Origin of the sequence: Planococcus maritimus (genome assembly GCF_001687625.2) — a bacterium.
In the GTDB taxonomy this organism is placed as follows: Bacteria; Bacillota; Bacilli; order Bacillales_A; family Planococcaceae; genus Planococcus; species Planococcus maritimus.
Window position 1 is genome coordinate 2,591,184 of sequence record NZ_CP016538.2, and the last position, 19,872, is coordinate 2,611,055.

At 47.1% G+C, this 19,872-nt stretch carries 22 protein-coding genes; 3 read left to right on the forward strand and 19 right to left on the reverse strand.

All coding sequences use genetic code 11. The features are described from left to right. The first annotated feature begins 106 nt into the window (after nucleotides 1-106). Together BBI11_RS12875 and BBI11_RS12880 are read left to right on the forward strand one after the other, a co-directional pair. Nucleotides 107-1,639 carry a hypothetical protein gene (locus BBI11_RS12875; RefSeq protein WP_068465769.1) on the forward strand — a complete coding sequence of 511 codons (1,533 nt, stop codon included), beginning with the start codon at nucleotides 107-109 and terminating at the stop codon, nucleotides 1,637-1,639. Continuing rightward, the gene (locus BBI11_RS12880; protein ID WP_068464109.1) at nucleotides 1,636-4,359 is read left to right on the forward strand and encodes a DEAD/DEAH box helicase; all 2,724 of its coding nucleotides are present in this window, start codon (nucleotides 1,636-1,638) and stop codon (nucleotides 4,357-4,359) included. Before BBI11_RS12875 ends, BBI11_RS12880 begins: the two co-directional genes overlap by 4 nt. Nucleotides 4,360-4,408: 49 nt before the next feature. On the opposite strand, the gene BBI11_RS16520 is transcribed toward BBI11_RS12880, so the two are convergent. Then, the gene (locus tag BBI11_RS16520; protein ID WP_167358171.1) at nucleotides 4,409-4,552 is read right to left on the reverse strand and encodes a hypothetical protein; all 144 of its coding nucleotides are present in this window, start codon (nucleotides 4,550-4,552) and stop codon (nucleotides 4,409-4,411) included. A 20-nt stretch (nucleotides 4,553-4,572) separates the two neighbouring features. Beyond that, nucleotides 4,573-4,983 carry a single-stranded DNA-binding protein gene (locus BBI11_RS12885; protein ID WP_068464111.1) on the reverse strand — a complete coding sequence of 137 codons (411 nt, stop codon included), beginning with the start codon at nucleotides 4,981-4,983 and terminating at the stop codon, nucleotides 4,573-4,575. Nucleotides 4,984-5,302: 319 nt separating this feature from the next. Between BBI11_RS12885 and BBI11_RS12890 the strand changes: the two genes are divergently transcribed. Next, complete coding sequence (locus BBI11_RS12890) at nucleotides 5,303-5,746, forward strand: YwpF family protein (RefSeq protein WP_068464114.1); 444 nt, start codon at nucleotides 5,303-5,305, stop codon at nucleotides 5,744-5,746. A 38-nt stretch (nucleotides 5,747-5,784) separates the two neighbouring features. Here BBI11_RS12890 and fabZ read toward each other — a convergent pair whose 3' ends face one another. The 17 genes from fabZ to upp all read right to left on the reverse strand — a co-directional run bounded on the left by fabZ (nucleotide 5,785) and on the right by upp (nucleotide 19,754). Further along, nucleotides 5,785-6,222 carry a 3-hydroxyacyl-ACP dehydratase FabZ gene (gene fabZ, locus BBI11_RS12895; protein WP_068464117.1) on the reverse strand — a complete coding sequence of 146 codons (438 nt, stop codon included), beginning with the start codon at nucleotides 6,220-6,222 and terminating at the stop codon, nucleotides 5,785-5,787. 58 nt (nucleotides 6,223-6,280) lie between these two features. After that, on the reverse strand, nucleotides 6,281-6,544 hold the full coding sequence (locus BBI11_RS12900) for a DNA-directed RNA polymerase subunit beta (protein WP_068464120.1): 264 nt from the start codon (nucleotides 6,542-6,544) through the stop codon (nucleotides 6,281-6,283). Between the two features lie 103 nt (nucleotides 6,545-6,647). Next, complete coding sequence (gene mreB, locus BBI11_RS12905; RefSeq protein ID WP_068464124.1) at nucleotides 6,648-7,643, reverse strand: rod shape-determining protein MreB; 996 nt, start codon at nucleotides 7,641-7,643, stop codon at nucleotides 6,648-6,650. 244 nt (nucleotides 7,644-7,887) lie between these two features. After that, nucleotides 7,888-9,186, reverse strand: a complete 1,299-nt coding sequence (gene murA, locus BBI11_RS12910; protein WP_068464127.1) for a UDP-N-acetylglucosamine 1-carboxyvinyltransferase — start codon at nucleotides 9,184-9,186, stop codon at nucleotides 7,888-7,890. A gap of 373 nt (nucleotides 9,187-9,559) precedes the next feature. Next, the gene (locus tag BBI11_RS12915) at nucleotides 9,560-9,793 is read right to left on the reverse strand and encodes a DUF1146 family protein (protein ID WP_058382972.1); all 234 of its coding nucleotides are present in this window, start codon (nucleotides 9,791-9,793) and stop codon (nucleotides 9,560-9,562) included. A gap of 163 nt (nucleotides 9,794-9,956) precedes the next feature. Beyond that, nucleotides 9,957-10,361 carry a F0F1 ATP synthase subunit epsilon gene (locus BBI11_RS12920; protein WP_068464131.1) on the reverse strand — a complete coding sequence of 135 codons (405 nt, stop codon included), beginning with the start codon at nucleotides 10,359-10,361 and terminating at the stop codon, nucleotides 9,957-9,959. 24 nt (nucleotides 10,362-10,385) lie between these two features. Next, a complete protein-coding gene (gene atpD, locus BBI11_RS12925) occupies nucleotides 10,386-11,801 on the reverse strand; it encodes a F0F1 ATP synthase subunit beta (RefSeq protein ID WP_068464133.1) in 1,416 nt (471 codons plus the stop codon). Nucleotides 11,802-11,998: 197 nt separating this feature from the next. Beyond that, nucleotides 11,999-12,856 (reverse strand): ATP synthase F1 subunit gamma, encoded by an 858-nt coding sequence (atpG, locus tag BBI11_RS12930; RefSeq protein ID WP_068464136.1) that lies wholly within the window; start codon nucleotides 12,854-12,856, stop codon nucleotides 11,999-12,001. A gap of 48 nt (nucleotides 12,857-12,904) precedes the next feature. Then, nucleotides 12,905-14,413 carry a F0F1 ATP synthase subunit alpha gene (gene atpA, locus BBI11_RS12935; protein WP_068464138.1) on the reverse strand — a complete coding sequence of 503 codons (1,509 nt, stop codon included), beginning with the start codon at nucleotides 14,411-14,413 and terminating at the stop codon, nucleotides 12,905-12,907. Nucleotides 14,414-14,441: 28 nt separating this feature from the next. Beyond that, nucleotides 14,442-14,972, reverse strand: a complete 531-nt coding sequence (locus tag BBI11_RS12940) for a F0F1 ATP synthase subunit delta (RefSeq protein ID WP_068464143.1) — start codon at nucleotides 14,970-14,972, stop codon at nucleotides 14,442-14,444. After that, nucleotides 14,969-15,490, reverse strand: a complete 522-nt coding sequence (gene atpF, locus BBI11_RS12945; protein WP_068464145.1) for a F0F1 ATP synthase subunit B — start codon at nucleotides 15,488-15,490, stop codon at nucleotides 14,969-14,971. Before atpF ends, BBI11_RS12940 begins: the two co-directional genes overlap by 4 nt. Nucleotides 15,491-15,755: 265 nt before the next feature. Further along, on the reverse strand, nucleotides 15,756-15,968 hold the full coding sequence (gene atpE, locus BBI11_RS12950; RefSeq protein WP_008433003.1) for a F0F1 ATP synthase subunit C: 213 nt from the start codon (nucleotides 15,966-15,968) through the stop codon (nucleotides 15,756-15,758). Nucleotides 15,969-16,026: 58 nt separating this feature from the next. Beyond that, on the reverse strand, nucleotides 16,027-16,737 hold the full coding sequence (gene atpB / locus BBI11_RS12955; protein ID WP_058382965.1) for a F0F1 ATP synthase subunit A: 711 nt from the start codon (nucleotides 16,735-16,737) through the stop codon (nucleotides 16,027-16,029). A gap of 28 nt (nucleotides 16,738-16,765) precedes the next feature. Continuing rightward, a complete protein-coding gene (locus BBI11_RS12960; RefSeq protein WP_068464148.1) occupies nucleotides 16,766-17,137 on the reverse strand; it encodes an ATP synthase subunit I in 372 nt (123 codons plus the stop codon). 3 nt (nucleotides 17,138-17,140) lie between these two features. Beyond that, nucleotides 17,141-17,362, reverse strand: a complete 222-nt coding sequence (locus BBI11_RS12965; RefSeq protein WP_068464151.1) for an AtpZ/AtpI family protein — start codon at nucleotides 17,360-17,362, stop codon at nucleotides 17,141-17,143. 624 nt (nucleotides 17,363-17,986) lie between these two features. After that, nucleotides 17,987-19,105: a non-hydrolyzing UDP-N-acetylglucosamine 2-epimerase gene (wecB, locus tag BBI11_RS12970; protein WP_068464154.1), complete on the reverse strand. Its 1,119-nt coding sequence runs from the start codon at nucleotides 19,103-19,105 to the stop codon at nucleotides 17,987-17,989. 19 nt (nucleotides 19,106-19,124) lie between these two features. Continuing rightward, entirely contained in the window at nucleotides 19,125-19,754 is a 630-nt protein-coding gene (upp, locus tag BBI11_RS12975) for a uracil phosphoribosyltransferase (RefSeq protein ID WP_068464157.1), read from the reverse strand. Between the last annotated feature and the right edge of the window lie 118 nt (nucleotides 19,755-19,872).

Consider the following 19,872-nt stretch of genomic DNA (forward strand, 5'->3'; position numbering starts at 1 on the left):
AGATATGGACAAACAATGGCATTTGCGCTTCTTTTTCCTTCTTCGTTTACTGTATTGCCACAAATGCGTATAATAGAAGGAAATGTTTTTATTTGGGGCGATGCACATGGCTACGGTTTTATCCTTAGCGAAACAATACGAAGACACGATCCACAATTATATGGCTGCTATCGACAAGTCGCTTCATCCTACGCGTGCGCTGGATGAGGAAATGGTTCGAAAAGCAGTCTTTTTAGTGCGCCACGACGGCGTTCAGATTCATTCGTTCAATGAAGAGCGGCTACTGTTAGAAGCGAGCGTGAAAGATGCCCATTCGGTAAAAGTGGTGCTCAACTTCGGAAAACTTAGTGCCGTATGCGCTTGCCCACAGGAAACCAACTGCCGTCACCGCTTGGCGGTCATTTTTTCGCTTTACCAAAAAATTGACTCGCTTTCCGAATGGGTCGCGAAATGGCGTGATAAGGAGAATGAGAAATTGTCGACATTGACGAATAAACGCTCACCCGATCAATGGGAAGCACTGATCCGCAGCACGTGGCGTGAACCAATCAACGATTACGTCACACGTAATTATTTCTATTTTGAACAATTATACGAAGGGCGTTTGAAAAATGCCCTGTCCTTCATGCCACTCGAGCGTGAATGGAAAACTTTATATAAAACCTATGCCCACTTGATTTCATTGACAGAAGTGTGGAATACGTTCAGCGCGGGGACTAAAGAAGTGCACCACTCGTTCTTCAAAACTTGGTTTGCGGACGAATTGCATGCACTTCGTGATTTACTCGGCCAATTGCGCGGTCTGCACCGCACATTCGAATCGGATGCTTTTTTCACCCATTTACGGGAACTGGTTCGTGAATTTACGGAAACGAATGATGATTCTTTTTCCGAACGCTTTGACATTTACCAGCTGTTTTGGACTGAATTATTCATCACCAGGCGCGAACGGTTAAGTGGCCTTGAAGATTTTCGGCGTCCTGATGAGCGGGTTCAGGCATTTTTCGACATCCTGCTCGAAAACGAAGTTGCACCTGGCAATATTGCACCGGGCGCAGCAGCTGACTGGGTCAAACTGGCGGTGCTTGCGGAAGAAGAGGGCCATCAACAAGGGCTGTCTGCTATTCTAATAGCCCTCAAGCCGCACGTTCGGACTTTCCTGTTTGACGGATTGTTTACGCAATACCGCCACCACTACGTCCGTGTGTTAAGCCGACTGTATTCATTGATTGATTTGACCGAAGATGATTGGGAAGATTTGTTTACGCAGTTTGGCCATTACGGCTTGCCGGCCTATTCCGCTTATCTTGTCGAAAAAGGCATGTATAAGCAATGGGCAGAGCTTCACCAGCTGCATAACTCACCCCTGTATTTTGCTGAGGAATGCGGGTTGAAAGAAGTGCATAATGCCGCACCTGATTTCGCATTGCCACTTTACCACCGCTATGCGCTGCAACACCTTGAAGAACGCAGCCGCACCAGCTACAAGCAAGCTGTGCGCGTATGGAAGAAAATGAAGTCTGCTTGCAAAAAAAGCGGGCAATTGCCGTTTTGGAATGATTATATGAAAGAGATCCAACAACGCTATAAACGCTTGCGTGCACTCCAGGAAGAGATCGAGAAAGGAAAGCTATTATGAATCAATTCCAAACTGAAGGAAGCCGCACCTATTATTTAAAAATCGAGCAGTCGGACATGTTCCGGCTACAGGCCTATAACGACAGCGGAAACCGGATTCCTCCGGAAATTTGGTCGCCGTTCTTGTTTTTTGCTGACAAAGTAAGCTTTTTCGGCATGAATACCCAGACGGATGGCTTAGACCTGTTGTTGACACCAGCAGATTTTGTCCGCTTGTTCCAGCAGGCTCCCCACCATTACGTCCAATTTTCAGGACGCCGGTTGCAAGATGAAGCTTGGCTGAAACTTGCGCGCCGCGTCTCTGATTCCTTGAACGATTCTGCTTTATGGCAACATGTCCATGTCGAAGAAGGCACCATTTCCATCGACCCGGCCTATGGCGATGCAGAAATCCGTTCATTCTTGACCGATACAATCGAACATCAATTACGCCAAAAAGGGCTCACTTCCGAACAATTGCCGTACCTCTTGCACTTTGTCGAGCATGCCGGCTGGGATGGGCTCGAACCGGCGGATGATTTCGTGCTGGCCATGCAATTGACCGAACCGGACGACAGTGGCCTTTGGGCTTTCCGAACGGCGCTGCGTACGAAACGCGGCAGCGCATATTGGACACCGTCAAAACGTCGTGAAAACGAAGTGATTGAAAAAGTCCTGCCTGAAAAATGGCGTGCTCATGCGCGTGACATTCAAGAACGCCAAAGCTTGATCCTCAGCCTATGCCCTTCTGTCGAGCGCTATGAAGCCGATCAGATGTATATCGCCCGTTGGACCGATGCGGAAGTCCTGAGCTTCCTGCGCAACGATGCGGACCTACTGCAGGCATTCGGCGTGGAAGTGTCGATCCCTTCCTGGCTGCAAGCTGTTCAGGAATCGAAAGTCCGCGTCAAAGCAAACGTGACTTCACCGGCGAAAAAAGCTTCCGTCGTGGGATTGGACCAAATTATCAACTTTGACTGGAAGTTCTCACTCAATGGTCATGAATTGAGCATGCAGGATTTTGAGCAGTTGGTGACGGAAAACCGTGAATTTATCCGCGTCGGCAACGAGTGGGTACGCGTCGACTCCAATTTATTGATGCAGCTGCGCCAGATGATCGAAGAAGCGGAAGATGCTGATTGGACGCTGAAAGATATGCTGTTCCATAATGTACCGGATGTCATGCTCGAAGAACCCGGTGAGGAAGACGATCCGCTTGTCGAGTTTCATTTGAATAATTCTTTGAAAGTATTGCTCGATAAATTGCTGGATAAGCGTGACCTGCCGGAAACCCCATTACCGGAAAACTTGATGACCGAGCTGCGCCCTTACCAGAAGACCGGTTTCGATTATTTGGCGTTTATGCGCGAGGAAGGATTTGGCTTGTGTTTGGCCGATGATATGGGGCTCGGCAAGACCGTTCAATTGATCGCTTACTTGCTGCATGTACACAGCGAAAAACCGAAACAGCCATCGCTCATCATTTGCCCGACTTCAGTTCTCGGCAACTGGCAAAAAGAGTTGGAACGTTTTGCACCTGATTTAAAAGTCGCGACGCATTACGGCAGCAACCGTCCGAAAGGCCAGGCCTTCCTGGACTCGCTTGCATCGGAACAACCCGATGTGGTGCTGTCGACGTACGGCATCGCTTCTTCCGACAGCGTCGAAATCCAATCAATTACGTGGACGAGTATTACGCTCGATGAAGCCCAAAACATCAAAAATATGTACACGAAGCAATCGCGGACGATCCGCAAATTTAAAGGACAACATCATATTGCGCTCACTGGGACACCAATTGAGAACCGTTTGTCTGAACTATGGTCGATATTCGATTTCATCAATAAAGGCTACCTGTACCGCATCAAGCAGTTCCAGGAAGCCTTTATGGTGCCTATTGAGCGGGATGATTCCGAACAGGCTAAGGAAAAGCTGCGGCAGCGCATACAGCCATTTCTATTGCGCCGCACGAAAAAAGATCCCGAACTTCAGCTCAATTTACCGGAAAAACTGGAGCAATTGGAATATTGCCCATTGACGCCGGAACAAGCCGCGCTATATGAGGGGCTCGTTCAGGATACGGTGCAAAAGATGGGGACGCTCACAGGCTTCGAGAAAAAAGGCCTCGTCCTGAAAATGCTCAGCAAGCTGAAGCAGCTATGCAATCACCCGTCCCTTTACTTGAAAGAGCCGTATACGACCGCAGACGAGTTATTGCCCCGCTCTCAGAAACTTGAGCGTATCGTGACACTTGCGGGGGAAATCGCGGAACGCGGGGAACAGTGCTTGATCTTTACACAGTACATTGGAATGGGCCATCTGCTGCAGCAGGCGCTGAATGAATTATACGGGCATGAAGTGCCGTTCTTAACCGGCCATATGCCGAAAAACCAACGGGATTCACTTGTCGCTTCTTTCCAAAATGGCGAATTCCCGATATTCATCCTTTCCTTGAAAGCGGGCGGCACCGGCCTTAATTTAACGGCGGCTACGCATGTCTTGCATGCAGACCGCTGGTGGAACCCGGCCGTGGAAAATCAAGCGACCGACCGAGCATACCGCATCGGCCAAACGCAATTTGTCCACGTCCATAAATTCGTGACAATCGGGACAATCGAAGAAAAAATCGATTCACTGCTCACGCAGAAGCAATCGATGTCAGACCAGTTTATCCAATCCAGCCAGTGGATGACCGACCTATCCGATGACGAATTGAAAGAATTGTTCACTTATAGCTTTTAAAAAATCCGGCCAGGACCCCACCTGGCTGGATTTTTTTGGACAGCGATCATCAGTTTTTTTCGCCTGTGGCGAAGACCCGTTTCAGTTCTGACAGCTCCCGCTCCGCTTCAATCATGCGTTGCTGAAGCGAAGCGGTCAGTTTGATCAATTGCTCCATATGGACTTCCAACTGGAGCTGAAGTTCTTTCGGCATTCCACTTGCCTCCTTATGCATCAACTGTTCACCTGCTCAGTTTCGGGCGGCTGGAAATCGAATTCCGCACTAGGATCCGGATCCGTCCGCTTGGGGATGAGGTCATCTGAGGGCTTTCGTTTATCGAGGAAACGCACTTGGTCGCCGATGATTTCCGTTACATAGATGCGGGAGCCATCTTCCTTATCGTAATGGCGAGATTGGATCCTCCCTGTGATGGCCACTTGTGAACCTTTCATGCAATACTTGGCGACGTTTTGGGCAGTCCGCCCCCAAGTCGAGCACAGGACGTAATCGCTTTCGATTTCCCCTCGTTGATTTCTGAAATTGCGGGAAATCGCCACGACGAAGGTAGTATGTATACGCCCTTCTCCCAGCACCCGCATCGACGGGTCTTTCGTCAACCGCCCAACAATGCCTACTTGATTCATTGATTTCACCTCCTTGCCGGCAAGGTCAATTCAGCTGTTGATACACTGGCCTGCCGGTAATGAAAGCATACTAATATCACTATTTCCTTGGCAATGTGGCAAATCGCGAATTTGCAGGAATTTCGGGCATCATTTATTGAATTCTGAAATAGGCAAAAAAAATTTTCAGCCTTTTCGCAGCCAAAAATAAAGCAATTTTTTACCTCTTAGCTACAATGAAAAAAACTTCTTTCGAGTGTCTGGTTTTTTTCTCCAGACATTCACCGGGCAATTTCGTGCTATGCTATACTGAAACAAAGCTTTATCTGGAGGGAATTGCATGAAAACCTTTAAAATGCTGTCGCTCGCTGTAGTGGATGGTGAACAACTCATCAACTACCCGCTCCATGACGGCCTGATCATCAATCAGGAAAATTCCCAGCGTTCGTGGGTACTTGAGCTGCTGGTGGATGAGAAACACGAAGGCGTTTTTCTTGATATGAAGCAAAACGGCAAAGTCTATGATGTCAAAGTCGTCATTTCCTATCCTGGAAACGAACCAGCGACGTTCGAAGTGATCATCCATGCCGTTAAACCAATCGGCGGCCACGTTTCTGTGTTGATGAAAGGGACCTTAAAACGCGCTCGCCGCAAGTACGCCGAGACTTTATTGTCTGAGCTGTTAGAAGACGGTCTGGAAGGGCAAGATTTGCTCGACCGCTTTGAAACGGACATGAAGGAACGTCCCGTTTTGCGCAAAGATGAAAGCAGATCCACTTCATGAAAAAAACGCCTCCCGCGGCTGCGGGAGGCGTTTTTTGGTTATTTTTCTTGAACTGGCCCAAGCGCGAAGAGGATATCGCATTCACAAGCGATTTCTCCATCTACAGTCGCAATCGCATGGCCTTTGCCCATAGAACCGCGCAGACGCGTCAATTCCACTTCTAGGCGCAATTGATCGCCTGGGGTCACTTGGCGTTTAAAGCGGCAATTGTCAATGCCTGTGAAAAAGGCTAAGCGCCCTTTGTTTTCTTCCATCTGAAGAACAGCTGCTGCTCCGACCTGCGCCAGTGCTTCAACAATCAAAACACCTGGCATAACAGGATACCCTGGGAAATGGCCGTTAAAGAAATCTTCATTGGCGGTTACGTTTTTTAATCCGACCGCTTTTTTTCCTGCATCAATTTCAATAATCCGATCGACCATCAAAAATGGGTACCGGTGAGGCAAAATTGCCTGTACTTGTTCTGTCGTCAACATTTAGTCCATTCCCTTCTACACGTTCTGCTTGTCTCATTTAAGCGCTACCACTCATTGATTATGTGACCCCGCGCATGATGTCAAAGATATGTTGCCAAGTTTCCCATTTGAGTGCATCTCCAGCGCTGCCGTCTCCAATAACGCCATATCCAATCATCGCACCAAGTGCTGCCATCACAACGAGCAGCGCGATAACAAGAAGGATTCGCAGCCAGATCGGAAACATGCGAATTTGGACCCACCGCGTTTTTTTCTGTGGTTTATCGGCTTGCGGATTTGGTTTATCTGGCTGAGTAGAGCCAGTTTTAGGTGATTGTGCCATTGCTATGTCAACCTTTCTTCTTTAAATGCCTCATGCTAATCAAGTTTCTTCACTATCTGCCATTATACTAAAAAGTGGAGCTTATGGAACAATAATTTGAATATTATCTCCTCGCACGAAAAACATCCTGCTTCGCTTCAAGCATTTTCCCAGTACCAAGAGCCACGCATTCTTTCGGATGTTCCGCAATGCCAATCGGAATTTCTAGCCGTTCTGCCAGTAACCGGTCCAAACCTCCAAGTAAAGCGCCTCCACCGGTTAAAACCCCACCGCGGTCGATAATATCCGCTGCCAGCTCAGGAGGTGTCTGTTCGAGCACCATGCGTACGCCTTCTGCCACCAACTCAACAGATTCACGCAAAGCCTCCGTAATTTCCAGCGCCGTAAGCGTAATTGTCCGTGGGTAGCCTGTCAGCATATCCCGTCCACGAATCTCCATCGTCGCTTGTTGATCGCCACTGACCGTGCCAAACTCAACTTTTAGCTTTTCAGCAGTGCGTTCCCCAATCAATAGTTTGTACTTTCTCTTGATGTAATGGAGAATGTCCAAATCAAAATGATCCCCTGCAGTTTTTAATGTGACGCTTTTGACAATCTCCCCCATCGACAAGACGGCAATATCGGAAGTGCCACCGCCAATGTCGATAACGAGACTCGCATCCGCCTGGTAAATATCAAGCCCTGCTCCAATCGCTGCTACTTTCGGTTCCACTTCAACATAAACTTTTCGTGCGCCGGCTTTCTCGGCCACTTCACGAATGGCCTTTTGTTCGATACTCGTGATATTCGCCGGACAGCAGATGAGGATTCGCGGCTTCATCATAAAGCCTTTCAATTTCAAGACTTGCATAAAATGTTTGAGCATGAGCTCTGTAATGTCAAAATCATGGATGACGCCATCTTTTAACGGCCGGATGACTGCAATATGCTGAGGTGTCCGCCCCATCATCTTTTGGGCTTCCGTGCCAACTGCTATGAGTTCATTGGACTTCTTATCTACTGCTACAACGGACGGCTCATTTAAAATGATGCCCTTGCCTTTTACATAGATCAGCACATTGGCTGTTCCAAGATCGATACCGATATCTTTCGAAAACATGATGCCGTCCCCTTCCTTTACTTTACAAGCATGATTGAAGCTCAAATATTTAAACCAACTCCATATTGCAATCTTCCATATGCCGAATACGTCAAGATAACTTATCTAGTTGAAATTTTATCATAATCCTGCAATGACTGACAAAATTCCCCGAAAATACTTTCATCTTGTGTTTCTACGAAAAAAGCCTACCGCTCAATTGTGCGGCAGGCTTTGGATCTTATGAAGTATGAGTCCTGATGATTTAAACCATTTGCTCTTCTTTTACTTCGATTGTTTCTGTCGATACGCGTTCAATGTCAGCCCCTAGAGCTTCAAGTTTCAAATGGAAATCTACATAACCACGATCTAGATGATAGAGTTCGTGTACACGTGTAATGCCTTCAGCAGCAAGTCCAGCCAAGATCAATGCAGCTGCTGCACGAAGGTCTGTCGCTGATACTTGTGCGCCTTGTAATTTAGAAGGTCCCTCCATGATCACGGAACGTCCTTCAATCTTAACGGATGCATTCATGCGACGGAATTCTTCTACGTGCATGAAGCGGTTTTCAAAAACCGTTTCTGTCAAGATGCCGTTTCCTGTAGCTGTCAGCATCAATGACATCATTTGTGACTGCATGTCTGTTGGGAATCCTGGGTGCGGCATCGTTTTGATATCGATCGAACGGAGTGGGCGTGTCGAGCGGATCCGCAAGCCTTCATCCGTTTCTTGAATATCGACGCCCATTTCGCCCATTTTCGAAATCAATGCTGCCATATGTTCCGGCACGGCGTTCTCGATGATGACATCGCCTTCTGTGATAGCAGCTGCTACCATGAATGTTCCAGCTTCGACGCGGTCAGGAATGATTGAGTGATTCGAACCGTGAAGTGTTTCGACACCTTCGATGCGCATAGTGTCTGTCCCAGCGCCTTTGACGTTTCCGCCCATTTGGTTAATATAGTTCGCAAGGTCAACGATTTCTGGTTCTTTCGCTGCGTTTTCAATGATTGTTACGCCATCCGCAAGTGCTGCAGCGGACATAATGTTTTCAGTCGCTCCGACACTTGGGAAGTCGAGGTAGATTTTCGCGCCGCGCAAACGGCCATCTGTTTTCGCTTCTACAAAACCGTTGCCGAACGTAATGTTCGCGCCCATGGCTTCAAAGCCTTTCAAATGCTGGTCGATTGGGCGTGACCCAATGGCACAGCCGCCTGGCAAAGCTACGCGAGCAAAGCCGTTACGTGCAAGTACCGGCCCCATGACTAGAATCGATGCACGCATTTTGCGGACATATTCGAACTGTGCCTCACTTGATAGTTGTGAAGATGCATCGATGTGCATCTCGTTGTTTTCCGGGAAATATTCGATGTCGACGTTCAAGCTTCTCAATACTTCTTGAATAGTGTAGACATCAGCTAGATTCGGCACTTCCGTGATGATGCTTTTCCCTTCACTTGCAAGGAGCGCGCCTGCCAATACTGGCAATACTGCGTTCTTCGCGCCTTCTACACGTACTTTACCTGTTAATTTTTTTCCGCCTTTAACGATGATATGATCCAAAGCAAAACCCTCCATGTGTTTAATAATCCTTAATTTATACAGTTCTCACGTATATATCCCTATTTAATAGTCTTTATAAGTTATAGTAGTTTCAAATTGAAAACCTTATCTATAATACCTTGTTTTTTGATAAGAAACAAGCATTACAAGGCTTTCTTATCAAAAAGTCAATATACCCCAAAGTTGTTCGTATGCATAGGTATTTTTATGTCCGTAGCGAAAAAAGAAATATTACAAAATGATTACATTTAATTGTTTCCCCAACTCAATAGAAATAAACCCTTAGACAGTGAATATTTCCCGGGAAATAGTAAAACATTGCCGATTTGCCATAGAAACGGCATGCATCCGTATGACCATGGCAAATCGGCAATTAAAACAGGTATGGCAACTGCCTAGACCATGCCGAGATTTCCAAGAAGAAATTGGAGACAGATGTCCCAATTACAATGCTCAAAAAAATGTATAAAATTTGTGCCTGCAATACGTGGTGCTTTGCTATCCATTTATCGAACATCACAGCCCGCAATGCGTAAAAGGAAACGCCTGTGAAAAAAATGTGGCTGATGATTGAAATCAATGCTTGTTGACCGATGTACAACTCCACTTTACCTTCTCCTTTCGTCTCATATTCTACTAGTTGAAACTCCTATTGTAAGTATAGCTGAAATTATTTGTCATGCCATAAAATTCATGCGTATTTCTCATCGTGTTGCCCATTTCAATAAAAAAGACGGACAGAAGCAATCGCTTCCGCCCGTCCGACTTTATTAAATGTTACCCTCATAAACGTTGATACGATTCGTCGCACGTCTTAACGCCAACTCCGCGCGTTTGTAGTCGATCTCATCTTTTCTTGCCTGAAGAAGTGCTTCAGCACGTTTTGCAGATTCCTGCGCACGTGCCAAGTCGATCTCAGTCGCAGTTTCTGCTGATTGAGCAAGAATCGTCACTTTTTCAGGGCGGATTTCAAGGAACCCACCGCTTACAGCGACCAATTCCGTCGAGTTTTCTTTCTTTAACCGGACTGCGCCGATTCCAAGAGGAGCTACTGTCGGGATGTGACCAGGCAAAACGCCCATCTCACCGGTTGCTGTAACTGCAATCACCATAGAAACTTCTGAATCGTATACTGGGCCGTCGGGAGTGACAATATTGACTGTAATGGTCTTCATTTTTTTCCCTCCTGGTCCCTGATTTTAGACTTGTACGCCCATGCCTTTGGCTTTTTCGATAACTTCTTCGATGCGGCCGACTAGGCGGAAAGCATCTTCCGGAAGATGATCGTATTTGCCTGCAAGGATTTCCTGGAAGCCTTTGATCGTTTCCTGAACTGGAACATACGAGCCTTTTTGACCCGTGAACTGCTCAGCAACGTGGAAGTTTTGAGACAAGAAGTTTTGGACGCGGCGTGCACGGTTAACCGTCAGCTTGTCCTCATCGCTCAATTCGTCCATACCAAGGATGGCAATGATATCCTGAAGCTCTCTGTAGCGCTGCAAAGTTTCTTGAACCTGGCGTGAAACACCGTAGTGTTCAGTGCCAACGATTTCAGGAGACAATGCGCGTGAAGTAGAAGCAAGTGGATCCACCGCTGGGTAGATACCCATCTCAGAAAGTTTACGCTCAAGGTTAGTTGTTGCATCAAGGTGGGCAAACGTTGTTGCCGGAGCCGGATCCGTGTAGTCATCGGCTGGAACATAGATTGCCTGGATCGATGTTACAGAACCAGCGCTAGTTGTCGTGATACGCTCTTGCAATTGACCCATTTCCGTTGCAAGTGTTGGCTGGTAACCAACCGCTGATGGCATACGGCCAAGAAGGGCGGATACTTCAGAACCAGCTTGCGTGAAGCGGAAAATGTTATCGATGAACAATAGAACGTCTGCGCCTTGCTCATCACGGAAGTATTCAGCCATTGTCAAACCTGTCAAAGCAACACGCATACGTGCGCCAGGCGGCTCGTTCATCTGGCCGAAGACCATTGAAGTTTTCTTGATAACGCCGGATTCGCTCATCTCATGGAACAAGTCGTTTCCTTCGCGTGTACGCTCGCCAACACCAGCGAATACAGAAAGGCCGCCGTGTTCTTGTGCGATGTTATTGATCAATTCCTGGATCAAAACAGTTTTACCTACACCGGCACCACCGAAGAGGCCGATTTTACCGCCTTTGATGTAAGGGGCAAGCAAGTCAACAACTTTGATACCAGTTTCAAGAATTTCAACTTCAGTGGAAAGATGCTCAAACGTAGGAGCAGAACGGTGAATCGGGTCGCGACGTTCTGTTGCCGGAATTTCCTCACCCAAGTCGATTACTTCACCAAGTACGTTAAATACTCGGCCAAGTGTAACATCTCCGACAGGAACAGAAATTGCTCTGCCCAAGTCGGTTACTGCTGAACCGCGCTGTAATCCATCAGTGGATTCCATTGCGATGGTACGAACTGTGTCGTCGCCAAGGTGCAAAGCTACTTCAAGAGTCAAAGTAGTTGGCGCTTGGTTGGGACGATCGATTGTAACGGTTAGGGCGTTGTAGATCGCTGGAAGCTGTCCGTTAGAAAACTTAACGTCTACAACCGGACCCATAACCTGAAGAACGTGTCCTGTGTTCATGCTGTTCCCTCCTGTCTTACTTTTATTGAACCTATTTAAAGCTCATCGGGCCTAAACGGCCGTCTTCGCTTTTCTTATTGTCTAGTCTCCGGAAGCCAGATTCTCGGGTCATAAGCCAACTTCCCTGTGCGGCAGAAAGCGCCGCTTCGGGAATTCGTCTTATGCCTGCCGAATCTAGACGGCTTCCTTCGCTTTTCTTACTCTAATGCGGCAGCGCCGCCGACGATTTCTGTGATTTCCTGAGTGATCGCAGCTTGGCGTGCACGGTTGTAGACAAGCGTCAGATCGCCGATCAATTCTGATGCGTTGTCGGTTGCGCTCTTCATTGCTGTCATGGAAGCAGCATGCTCACTTGCTTTGCCATCCAGCAAGGCTCCAAAGATCAAGCTTTCCGCGTATTGTGGAAGAAGAACTTCCAGAATCGCTTCTGCTGATGGGTCGAACTCGTAAGAAGCAGTCGATCCAGTTGGCTGAATGTCAGTCAACGGCAGCACTTTCTTTTCGGTAACCTCCTGGGAGATGGCAGAAACATAATGGTTATAGTACATATACACTTCGTCATACGTACCTTCTGCGAACATACCAACAGCTTTGCGCGTTATTTCCTTGATATCCGCAAACGCTGGGTGGTCTGGAAGCCCGACTGAACTTTCAATGATGTTGTAGCCTTTCTTCGCAAAGAAGTCACGGCCTTTCCGCCCAACGCTGAGAATAACAAATTCGTCGCTTGACGTATGACGCTCGTTGATTTTCGCCATGACAGTACGCAAGATGTTACTGTTATAGCCGCCAACAAGGCCACGGTCAGAAGTAATGACCAAATATGCCGTTTTCTTTACAGGACGCGCCATCATCATAGGATTCGACACGTCGCTAGAACCGGCTGCGATCGAAGCGACCACATCCTGGATCTTTTCCATGTAAGGAACAAAAGCTTTTGCGCTCGTTTCCGCTTTATTTAACTTAGAAGCGGAAACCATCTGCATCGCTTTCGTGATTTGGCTTGTTTTCTTGGTTGACGTAATTCGTGTTTTTATATCGCGTAAAGATGCCACTGGTATTTCACCACCTTGTTATTTTTTCTTCCGATCCTGCCAGGGAGCTTATTCTGATTTTGCGAATGTGTGCTTGAATTCGTTGATTGCTGCACCGAATTCTTCATCAGATGGCAACCCTTTAGTTGAGCGGATGGTATCCAAAACGTTTGTGTGGTTAATATCCAACCAGCTAGTCAATTCAGCTTCGAAACGAGTGATGTCTTGTACAGGAATATCGTCGAGGAATCCACGAGTCAATGCGTAGAAGATAACAACTTGTTTTTCAACTTTAATTGGGCTGTTCAAGTCCTGCTTGAGAACTTCAACTGTACGTTTACCGCGCTCAAGTTTTGCAGCTGTCGCTGGGTCAAGGTCGGAACCGAACTGGGAGAATGACTCCAATTCACGGTAAGCAGCCAAGTCAAGACGCAAAGTACCGGCTACTTTCTTCATCGCTTTGATCTGTGCTGAACCACCTACACGGGATACAGAAAGACCTGCGTTGATCGCTGGGCGAACACCGGCGAAGAAAAGATCCGATTGAAGGAAGATTTGGCCATCCGTAATCGAAATTACGTTTGTTGGGATATAAGAAGAGATATCGCCTGCTTGCGTTTCAACAAACGGCAATGCAGTGATTGATCCCGATCCGAGTGATTCGTTCAACTTCGCTGCGCGCTCAAGAAGGCGTGAGTGAAGGTAGAAAACGTCACCTGGGTAAGCTTCACGGCCTGGAGGACGACGAAGCAAGAGTGAAAGTTCACGGTAAGCGGACGCTTGTTTTGTCAAATCATCATAGACGATCAAGACGTGCTTGCCATCGAACATAAAGTCTTCAGCCATTGTGATACCTGCATAAGGAGCTAGGTATAGAAGTGGAGCTGGTTGTGAAGCAGACGCTGTAACAACGATCGTGTAATCAAGCGCCCCGTTTTTACGGAACGTTTCAACTACGTTACGGACAGTCGACTCTTTTTGGCCGATTGCTACGTAAATACAGATCATGTCTTGGTCGCCTTGGTTTAAGATTGTATCGATTGCAACAGACGTTTTACCTGTCTGACGGTCACCGATGATCAATTCACGCTGCCCACGGCCGATTGGCACAAGAGCATCGATTGCTTTAATACCCGTTTGAAGCGGTTCGTGCACGGATTTACGTGCCATAACGCCTTGTGCTGGGCTTTCGATAGGACGAGATTTCGTTGTGTTGATCGGTCCAAGACCATCAACCGGTTGTCCTAGTGGATTGACTACGCGTCCGATAAGTTCTGGTCCTACCGGTACTTCCATAATACGGCCAGTTCGACGTACTTCATCGCCTTCTTTGATGTCTGCGAATGGCCCAAGGATGATGATACCAACGTTGTTGGCTTCCAAGTTTTGTGCCATACCCATTACACCATTTGAGAATTCTACAAGTTCTCCAGCCATGATGTTGTCGAGGCCATGAGCGCGAGCGATACCGTCACCAATCGTGATGACTGTACCGACTTCGTCAACTTTCATCTCTGATTGATAGTTTTCAATCTGTTGCTTAATCAGATTGCTGATTTCTTCAGCTTTGATGCTCATGTATTTCACCCTCTCATAATTTCATAAATTAGCCGATCAATTGACGTTGCAGGCGAGCAAGTTTCGTGCTGACGCTGCTGTCATAGATGCGGTTCCCGATTTGAAGGCGCAATCCACCAATCAAAGATGGGTCGATTACGTTTTCAATCCGTAAAGAATTCTTGCCGATGCTTTTCGCGAAAGCGGTGGAAAGAGATGCTGTTTCTTCTTCTGTCAACGGACGAGTCGAATAAACTACTGCATCTTCAATTCCTTGCTCTTCGTTGGAAAGCTTGATATAGCTTTGAGCCATATCACTGATTATGTTCATGCGTCTGCGTTCACCCAACATCTGTAGTGTATTGATCAAGTAGTGGTTAGCTCCTTGGAACACTTCGTTGATGAGGTTTGTGCGCTTATCCGCTGAAACTTTCGGAGAAACGATCAATTGGTATAGTTCAGGAGTCATCTTGAAAACTTTACGTACTTCACGAAGATCCTTTTCGATTTCCAAAGTCACATTGTGCTCTTTGGCAACCTGGAATAATGCCGATGCGTAGCGCTCAGCGACTTGGCTCATTGCACTTCGCCTGCCTTCGCAATCGTTTCGTTAATCAACTGACGGTTGTCTTCCTCAGAGATTTCCTTGTCGAGTACTTTCGTAGCTGCCAACAAAGTCAGAGCCACAACTTCTTCACGAACTGCTGCGATCGCTTTTTCACGCTCGTTAGCAATTTCTGCCACTGCGGATTCTTTCATGCGAGCAGATTCAGCACGTGCTGTCGTAATGATTTCCTCACGAGAAACTTCGCCTTGTTTCTTGGCGTTTTCAACGATTTCCTGTGCTTGGTTGCGGGCATCCTTCAAAAGGCTGCGTTGCTCTTCAAGCATTTGCTGTGATTCTTGACGGCTTTTTTCAGCAGTTTCGATCTCACTTGCGATCAGATCTTCACGCTGCTGCATAACGCCCATCAACGGACCCCAAGCAAATTTCTTCAACAGGGCCATTAGGAGCAAAAAGATGACCAATGTTGCGATGATGTCTCCAATATTCAAAAACTCCCCGGTTGCACCGAGTACGAGGTGATCAAAAAACACGATTGTTTCACTCCCTTCAAGAGCCTAAAATACTTTTCTTCTATTATATAAATCGTTAGATGTGCTGTCGAAATCCAAAATGCATCATACAAGCATAAATGGCGAAAAACATGCCGGAGCATTCTCGCCATTTAGCTTTTTACTCATAAATTGCTGTGCCTAGCTCTTCGGGACATAAGTCAACCCAGCTATGCGGCAAAGTACGCCTCTTCGCTGGTTCGCCTTATGCCTGTCAGAGCTGAACAGGCACTTTCGCTTTTCTTTATTAACGGTTCATTACGATGAACGCGATAACTACGGCGATGATCGGCAATGCCTCTACCAAAGCTACACCGATAAACATTGTTGTTTGAAGAACGCCGCGTGCTTCTGGCTGGCGAGCGATACCTTCAACTGTTTTTGAAACGATAAGTCCGTTACCGATACCTGCACCTAGTGCTGCTAGTCCTACTGCAATTGCTGCTGCTAATAAACCCATTTTAAAATGTCCTCCTCAGGATGATTGTTTTTTTGTTTTGCCCGAAGGCAGTTTATACTCAATGGTCTTCGCTGACTTTATGCGATAAATAAACCATCGTTAACATAACGAAAATAAACGCTTGGATAGCCCCGATAAAGATCGAGAATCCTTGCCATGCCATCATCGGCAAGATTGCACCGACAAATCCGAAGATACTTGCTGAAGCAAGACCTGCCAACAATGTAAGCAAAATCTCACCAGCGTAGATGTTACCGTAAAGACGCAGACCGAGTGTCAGCGTATTTGCAAATTCCTCAATGATTTTAAGCGGGAACAAGAACGGCATCGGTTTCAGGAAATCTGAACTGTAGCCTTTCAAGCCTTTCAGCTTAATACCATAATAATGGCTCAAGATGATGATTGTTGCAGCCAATGTCATTGTCACCACTGGATCCGCTGTTGGTGATTTCCACCAAAGGTCTCCGTTGACGACGACAGCAAATGGGAGCCCGAGCATGTTCGATACAAAGATGAACATAATCAGCGTAATTCCAAGAACATGGAATCGTCCACCATCCCGCCAGTCCATATTGCTTTTAATGATTCCTTTAACAAAGTCCATGACCCATTCCATGAAGTTCTGCATGCCAGTCGGCTTCAGCTTCAAGTTACGGGTAGCAAAGAATGCGATAAGGAACACAATAAGAGCGGCTACAAGTAGCATCATAACGTTCGAAAGGTTGAACCAAATTCCGAACACCTCGAGCATTGGAGCGCCGTGATCCACGATAAATTCACCTCTCTTTCCACTTTCTTTAATGGTGTTTCATGTGATAAACGATCCGCTCCACTAAAAGGAGACCATATGGGATCATCAACCCGATTACCGCACTGACCAAGTGTATGTGCTCAGCGAACAATATTGCAATCGCCACAACTGCTACACCTGATGCAAACCGTAATGCCGTTCCAAGAGAACGGACTTTTGAGCCTTCTTCTACCGCCCGGTCGAATTTTTCCATTCTCCGAACCAAGATCCACATATTATAAATGCCGAACAGAGATCCGACGATTAGGCCAGCGAATACTTCTGGATAAGGAGTGACCCCCCACCCTAAAACGAACGCTGCGAGAATGAAATACATCAGCCTCTTCAATCTTTTGTAGATCTCTTGAAGTCCATCCATTGTTCACATGTCTCCTGATTCGAATTTTCGGACGGTCTGAAGCATCGCCCATACCCCAGCACTCAGGCCGGTAAATAGGCAGATGATCAAAAAGAGCGGGGCGGTTCCGAATTGCTCATCAAGCCACATCCCTGTAAAGACCCCGATTAGTACGGACCCGACAAGTTGTGAGAGAATGACGGAATAAATCGCCATTGCTTGTAAGGGACTTTTTTTCGGGTGCATGATAAACCCCTCGAAATTCATAATGATTTGATATTCACGCCCATAAAAGAGCAGTCGCATCTGGCTTTCAATAGCACATCCATTATGTATGAAAACCCTCTCATGCAGACCCTTTGTAAGCATACAATAGGGGCAAAATCATGTCAATTGCATGTAGTGAAAAACTTCACAAGCGATATCCCACCGACATATGATTGACAAATTTGTTACAAGAAAAGCGGAGGCAGCCATTTAGACCCGACAAGCACAAGACGATTTGCTGACGCGGCGCCTTTTGCCGCATAAGCAAAGTGGCTTGTGACCTCGAGGGTCTGGCTGCTGGAGCTAGACACCAAGAAAAGCGAGAGCGCCTGATGGCGGAAGCTAAGCTAAGTGCGCGACGTCCTGTCGCAACGCTTAGCTGACCCACATCCTGTGGCCCTCCGACAGGCATAAGACGGATCAGCAATGCGGCGCCCTTTGCCGCAATGCTGGAACGGCTTATGACCCGAGGAGCTAGGCGCTCGAGCTAGACACAAAGAAAAGCGGAGGCAGCCGAAAGCAGAAGCTAAGCTAAGAACGCGACGTCCTGTCGCAATGCTTAGCTGACTCACATCCTGTGAGCCCTCCGACTCCCTCTACTCCCTACAACTCGCCGAAATACTTATGCAATGCTTCGACGATCCGCTGGGATGCTTTTCCGTCGCCGTATGGGTTCGATGCTTGCGACATCGCTTCATAGGCGGATGCATCTGTCAGCAATTCCTTGCCTAGGCGGTAGATTGTTTCTTCGTCCGTACCGGCAAGTTTCAAAGTGCCTGCATCGATGCCTTCTGGACGTTCCGTTGTATCACGCAACACCAAGACCGGCTTCCCAAGAGACGGCGCTTCTTCTTGCACTCCGCCCGAATCAGTCAGGATGAAATAAGACTGGGCTGCGAAGTTATGGAAATCCAAGACTTCGAGCGGTTCGATCAAGTGGATGCGCGGGTCGCGCCCGAGCACTTCGTCCGCGACTTCGCGGACAGCCGGATTCATGTGAACTGGGTACACGACTTGAATGTCATCATGCTCTTCAGTCAAGCGCTTGATGGCACGGAACATATTGCGCATCGGCTCGCCAAGATTTTCACGGCGATGGGCAGTTAACAAGATCATGCGGTCATCACCGATTTGATCGAGCACTGGGTGATGGTAATTGTCACGGACTGTCGTCTGCAAAGCATCGATAGCCGTATTGCCTGTAATATAGATGGTTTCTTCTTTTTTGTTCTCGTCACGTAAATTTTGCGCGGACTTTTCAGTTGGCGCAAAATGGATGTCCGCCATGACGCCTGTCAATTGACGATTCATCTCTTCCGGGAAAGGAGAGTACTTATTGTGGGTCCGGAGCCCAGCTTCTACATGCCCAATCGAGATTTGATTATACAAAGCAGCTAAACTTGCCGCGAATGTCGTTGTCGTATCTCCATGAACCAGTACGATATCCGGTTTCGCTTCTTTCATCACATCATCCAAGCCTTGCATGGCACGGACCGTTACATCACTTAAGGTTTGGCGGTCTTTCATGATGTTCAAATCAAAATCGGGTGTGATGCCGAATGTGTCGAGCACTTGGTCCAACATTTGACGGTGCTGGGCGGTCACGGTCACAAGGGCTTCAATCGTTTCTGGATGCTTTTGCAATTCCAAAACGAGCGGCGCCATTTTAATCGCTTCCGGGCGTGTACCGAAAATCGTCATCACTTTCCATTTTTTCGTCACTGCTGATCAACCCGCTTTCTTATTTTGTTCCGAACAAGCGATCTCCAGCATCGCCGAGACCAGGCACGATATAGCCTTTTTCATTGAGCTTTTCATCGAGTGCGGCAATATAGATATCCACTTCCGGATGTGCTTTCTGCAAAGCTTCCACACCTTCTGGAGCTGCAATGATGCACATGAATCTGATTTTAGTCGCGCCGCGTTTTTTCAAGGAATTGACGGCTTCAATTGCAGAACCGCCTGTTGCAAGCATCGGATCGACAACAATCAATTCACGTTCAGATACATCGGAAGGCATTTTAAAATAATATTCGACTGGTTGCAAAGTTTCTGGGTCGCGGTACAAGCCGATATGTCCAACTTTAGCTGCTGGGATCAACTTCAAGACACCATCGACCATTCCGATGCCTGCGCGCAGGATAGGCACGATGCCCAATTTCTTCCCGGCCAATACATTCGATTTGGCGACTTGTACTGGAGTCTCCACATCGATTTCCTGAAGCGGAAGCTCACGCGTGATTTCAAAAGCCATCAATGTTGAAATCTCATCAACCAATTCACGGAATTCTTTTGTCCCCGTCGATTTGTCGCGGATATACGTCAGTTTATGCTGGATCAGCGGATGATCAAAAACGAATACTTTTCCCACAGTGTATCTCTCCTTTTTCATACATTTTCCTAAACAGTATAACAGAAATGAACCAGTTTTAGAGCTTCACTCCTGCATTAGAATTATTCAGTCAACTTTTGCAGGCAAAATAAAAAAC

What these genes read in the sequence shown, in the direction of transcription:
- BBI11_RS12875 (WP_068465769.1), top strand. Translation starts at nt 107, where the DNA reads ATGGCTACGGTTTTATCCTTAGCGAAACAATACGAAGACACGATCCAC.
- BBI11_RS12880 (WP_068464109.1), top strand. Translation starts at nt 1,636, where the DNA reads ATGAATCAATTCCAAACTGAAGGAAGCCGCACCTATTATTTAAAAATC.
- BBI11_RS16520 (WP_167358171.1), bottom strand. Translation starts at nt 4,552, where the DNA reads ATGCCGAAAGAACTTCAGCTCCAGTTGGAAGTCCATATGGAGCAATTG.
- BBI11_RS12885 (WP_068464111.1), bottom strand. Translation starts at nt 4,983, where the DNA reads ATGAATCAAGTAGGCATTGTTGGGCGGTTGACGAAAGACCCGTCGATG.
- BBI11_RS12890 (WP_068464114.1), top strand. Translation starts at nt 5,303, where the DNA reads ATGAAAACCTTTAAAATGCTGTCGCTCGCTGTAGTGGATGGTGAACAA.
- fabZ (WP_068464117.1), bottom strand. Translation starts at nt 6,222, where the DNA reads ATGTTGACGACAGAACAAGTACAGGCAATTTTGCCTCACCGGTACCCA.
- BBI11_RS12900 (WP_068464120.1), bottom strand. Translation starts at nt 6,544, where the DNA reads ATGGCACAATCACCTAAAACTGGCTCTACTCAGCCAGATAAACCAAAT.
- mreB (WP_068464124.1), bottom strand. Translation starts at nt 7,643, where the DNA reads ATGTTTTCGAAAGATATCGGTATCGATCTTGGAACAGCCAATGTGCTG.
- BBI11_RS12920 (WP_068464131.1), bottom strand. Translation starts at nt 10,361, where the DNA reads ATGAAGACCATTACAGTCAATATTGTCACTCCCGACGGCCCAGTATAC.
- atpD (WP_068464133.1), bottom strand. Translation starts at nt 11,801, where the DNA reads ATGAACACAGGACACGTTCTTCAGGTTATGGGTCCGGTTGTAGACGTT.
- atpA (WP_068464138.1), bottom strand. Translation starts at nt 14,413, where the DNA reads ATGAGCATCAAAGCTGAAGAAATCAGCAATCTGATTAAGCAACAGATT.
- BBI11_RS12940 (WP_068464143.1), bottom strand. Translation starts at nt 14,972, where the DNA reads ATGAGCCAAGTCGCTGAGCGCTACGCATCGGCATTATTCCAGGTTGCC.
- atpE (WP_008433003.1), bottom strand. Translation starts at nt 15,968, where the DNA reads ATGGGTTTATTAGCAGCAGCAATTGCAGTAGGACTAGCAGCACTAGGT.
- BBI11_RS12960 (WP_068464148.1), bottom strand. Translation starts at nt 17,137, where the DNA reads ATGGATGGACTTCAAGAGATCTACAAAAGATTGAAGAGGCTGATGTAT.
- BBI11_RS12965 (WP_068464151.1), bottom strand. Translation starts at nt 17,362, where the DNA reads ATGCACCCGAAAAAAAGTCCCTTACAAGCAATGGCGATTTATTCCGTC.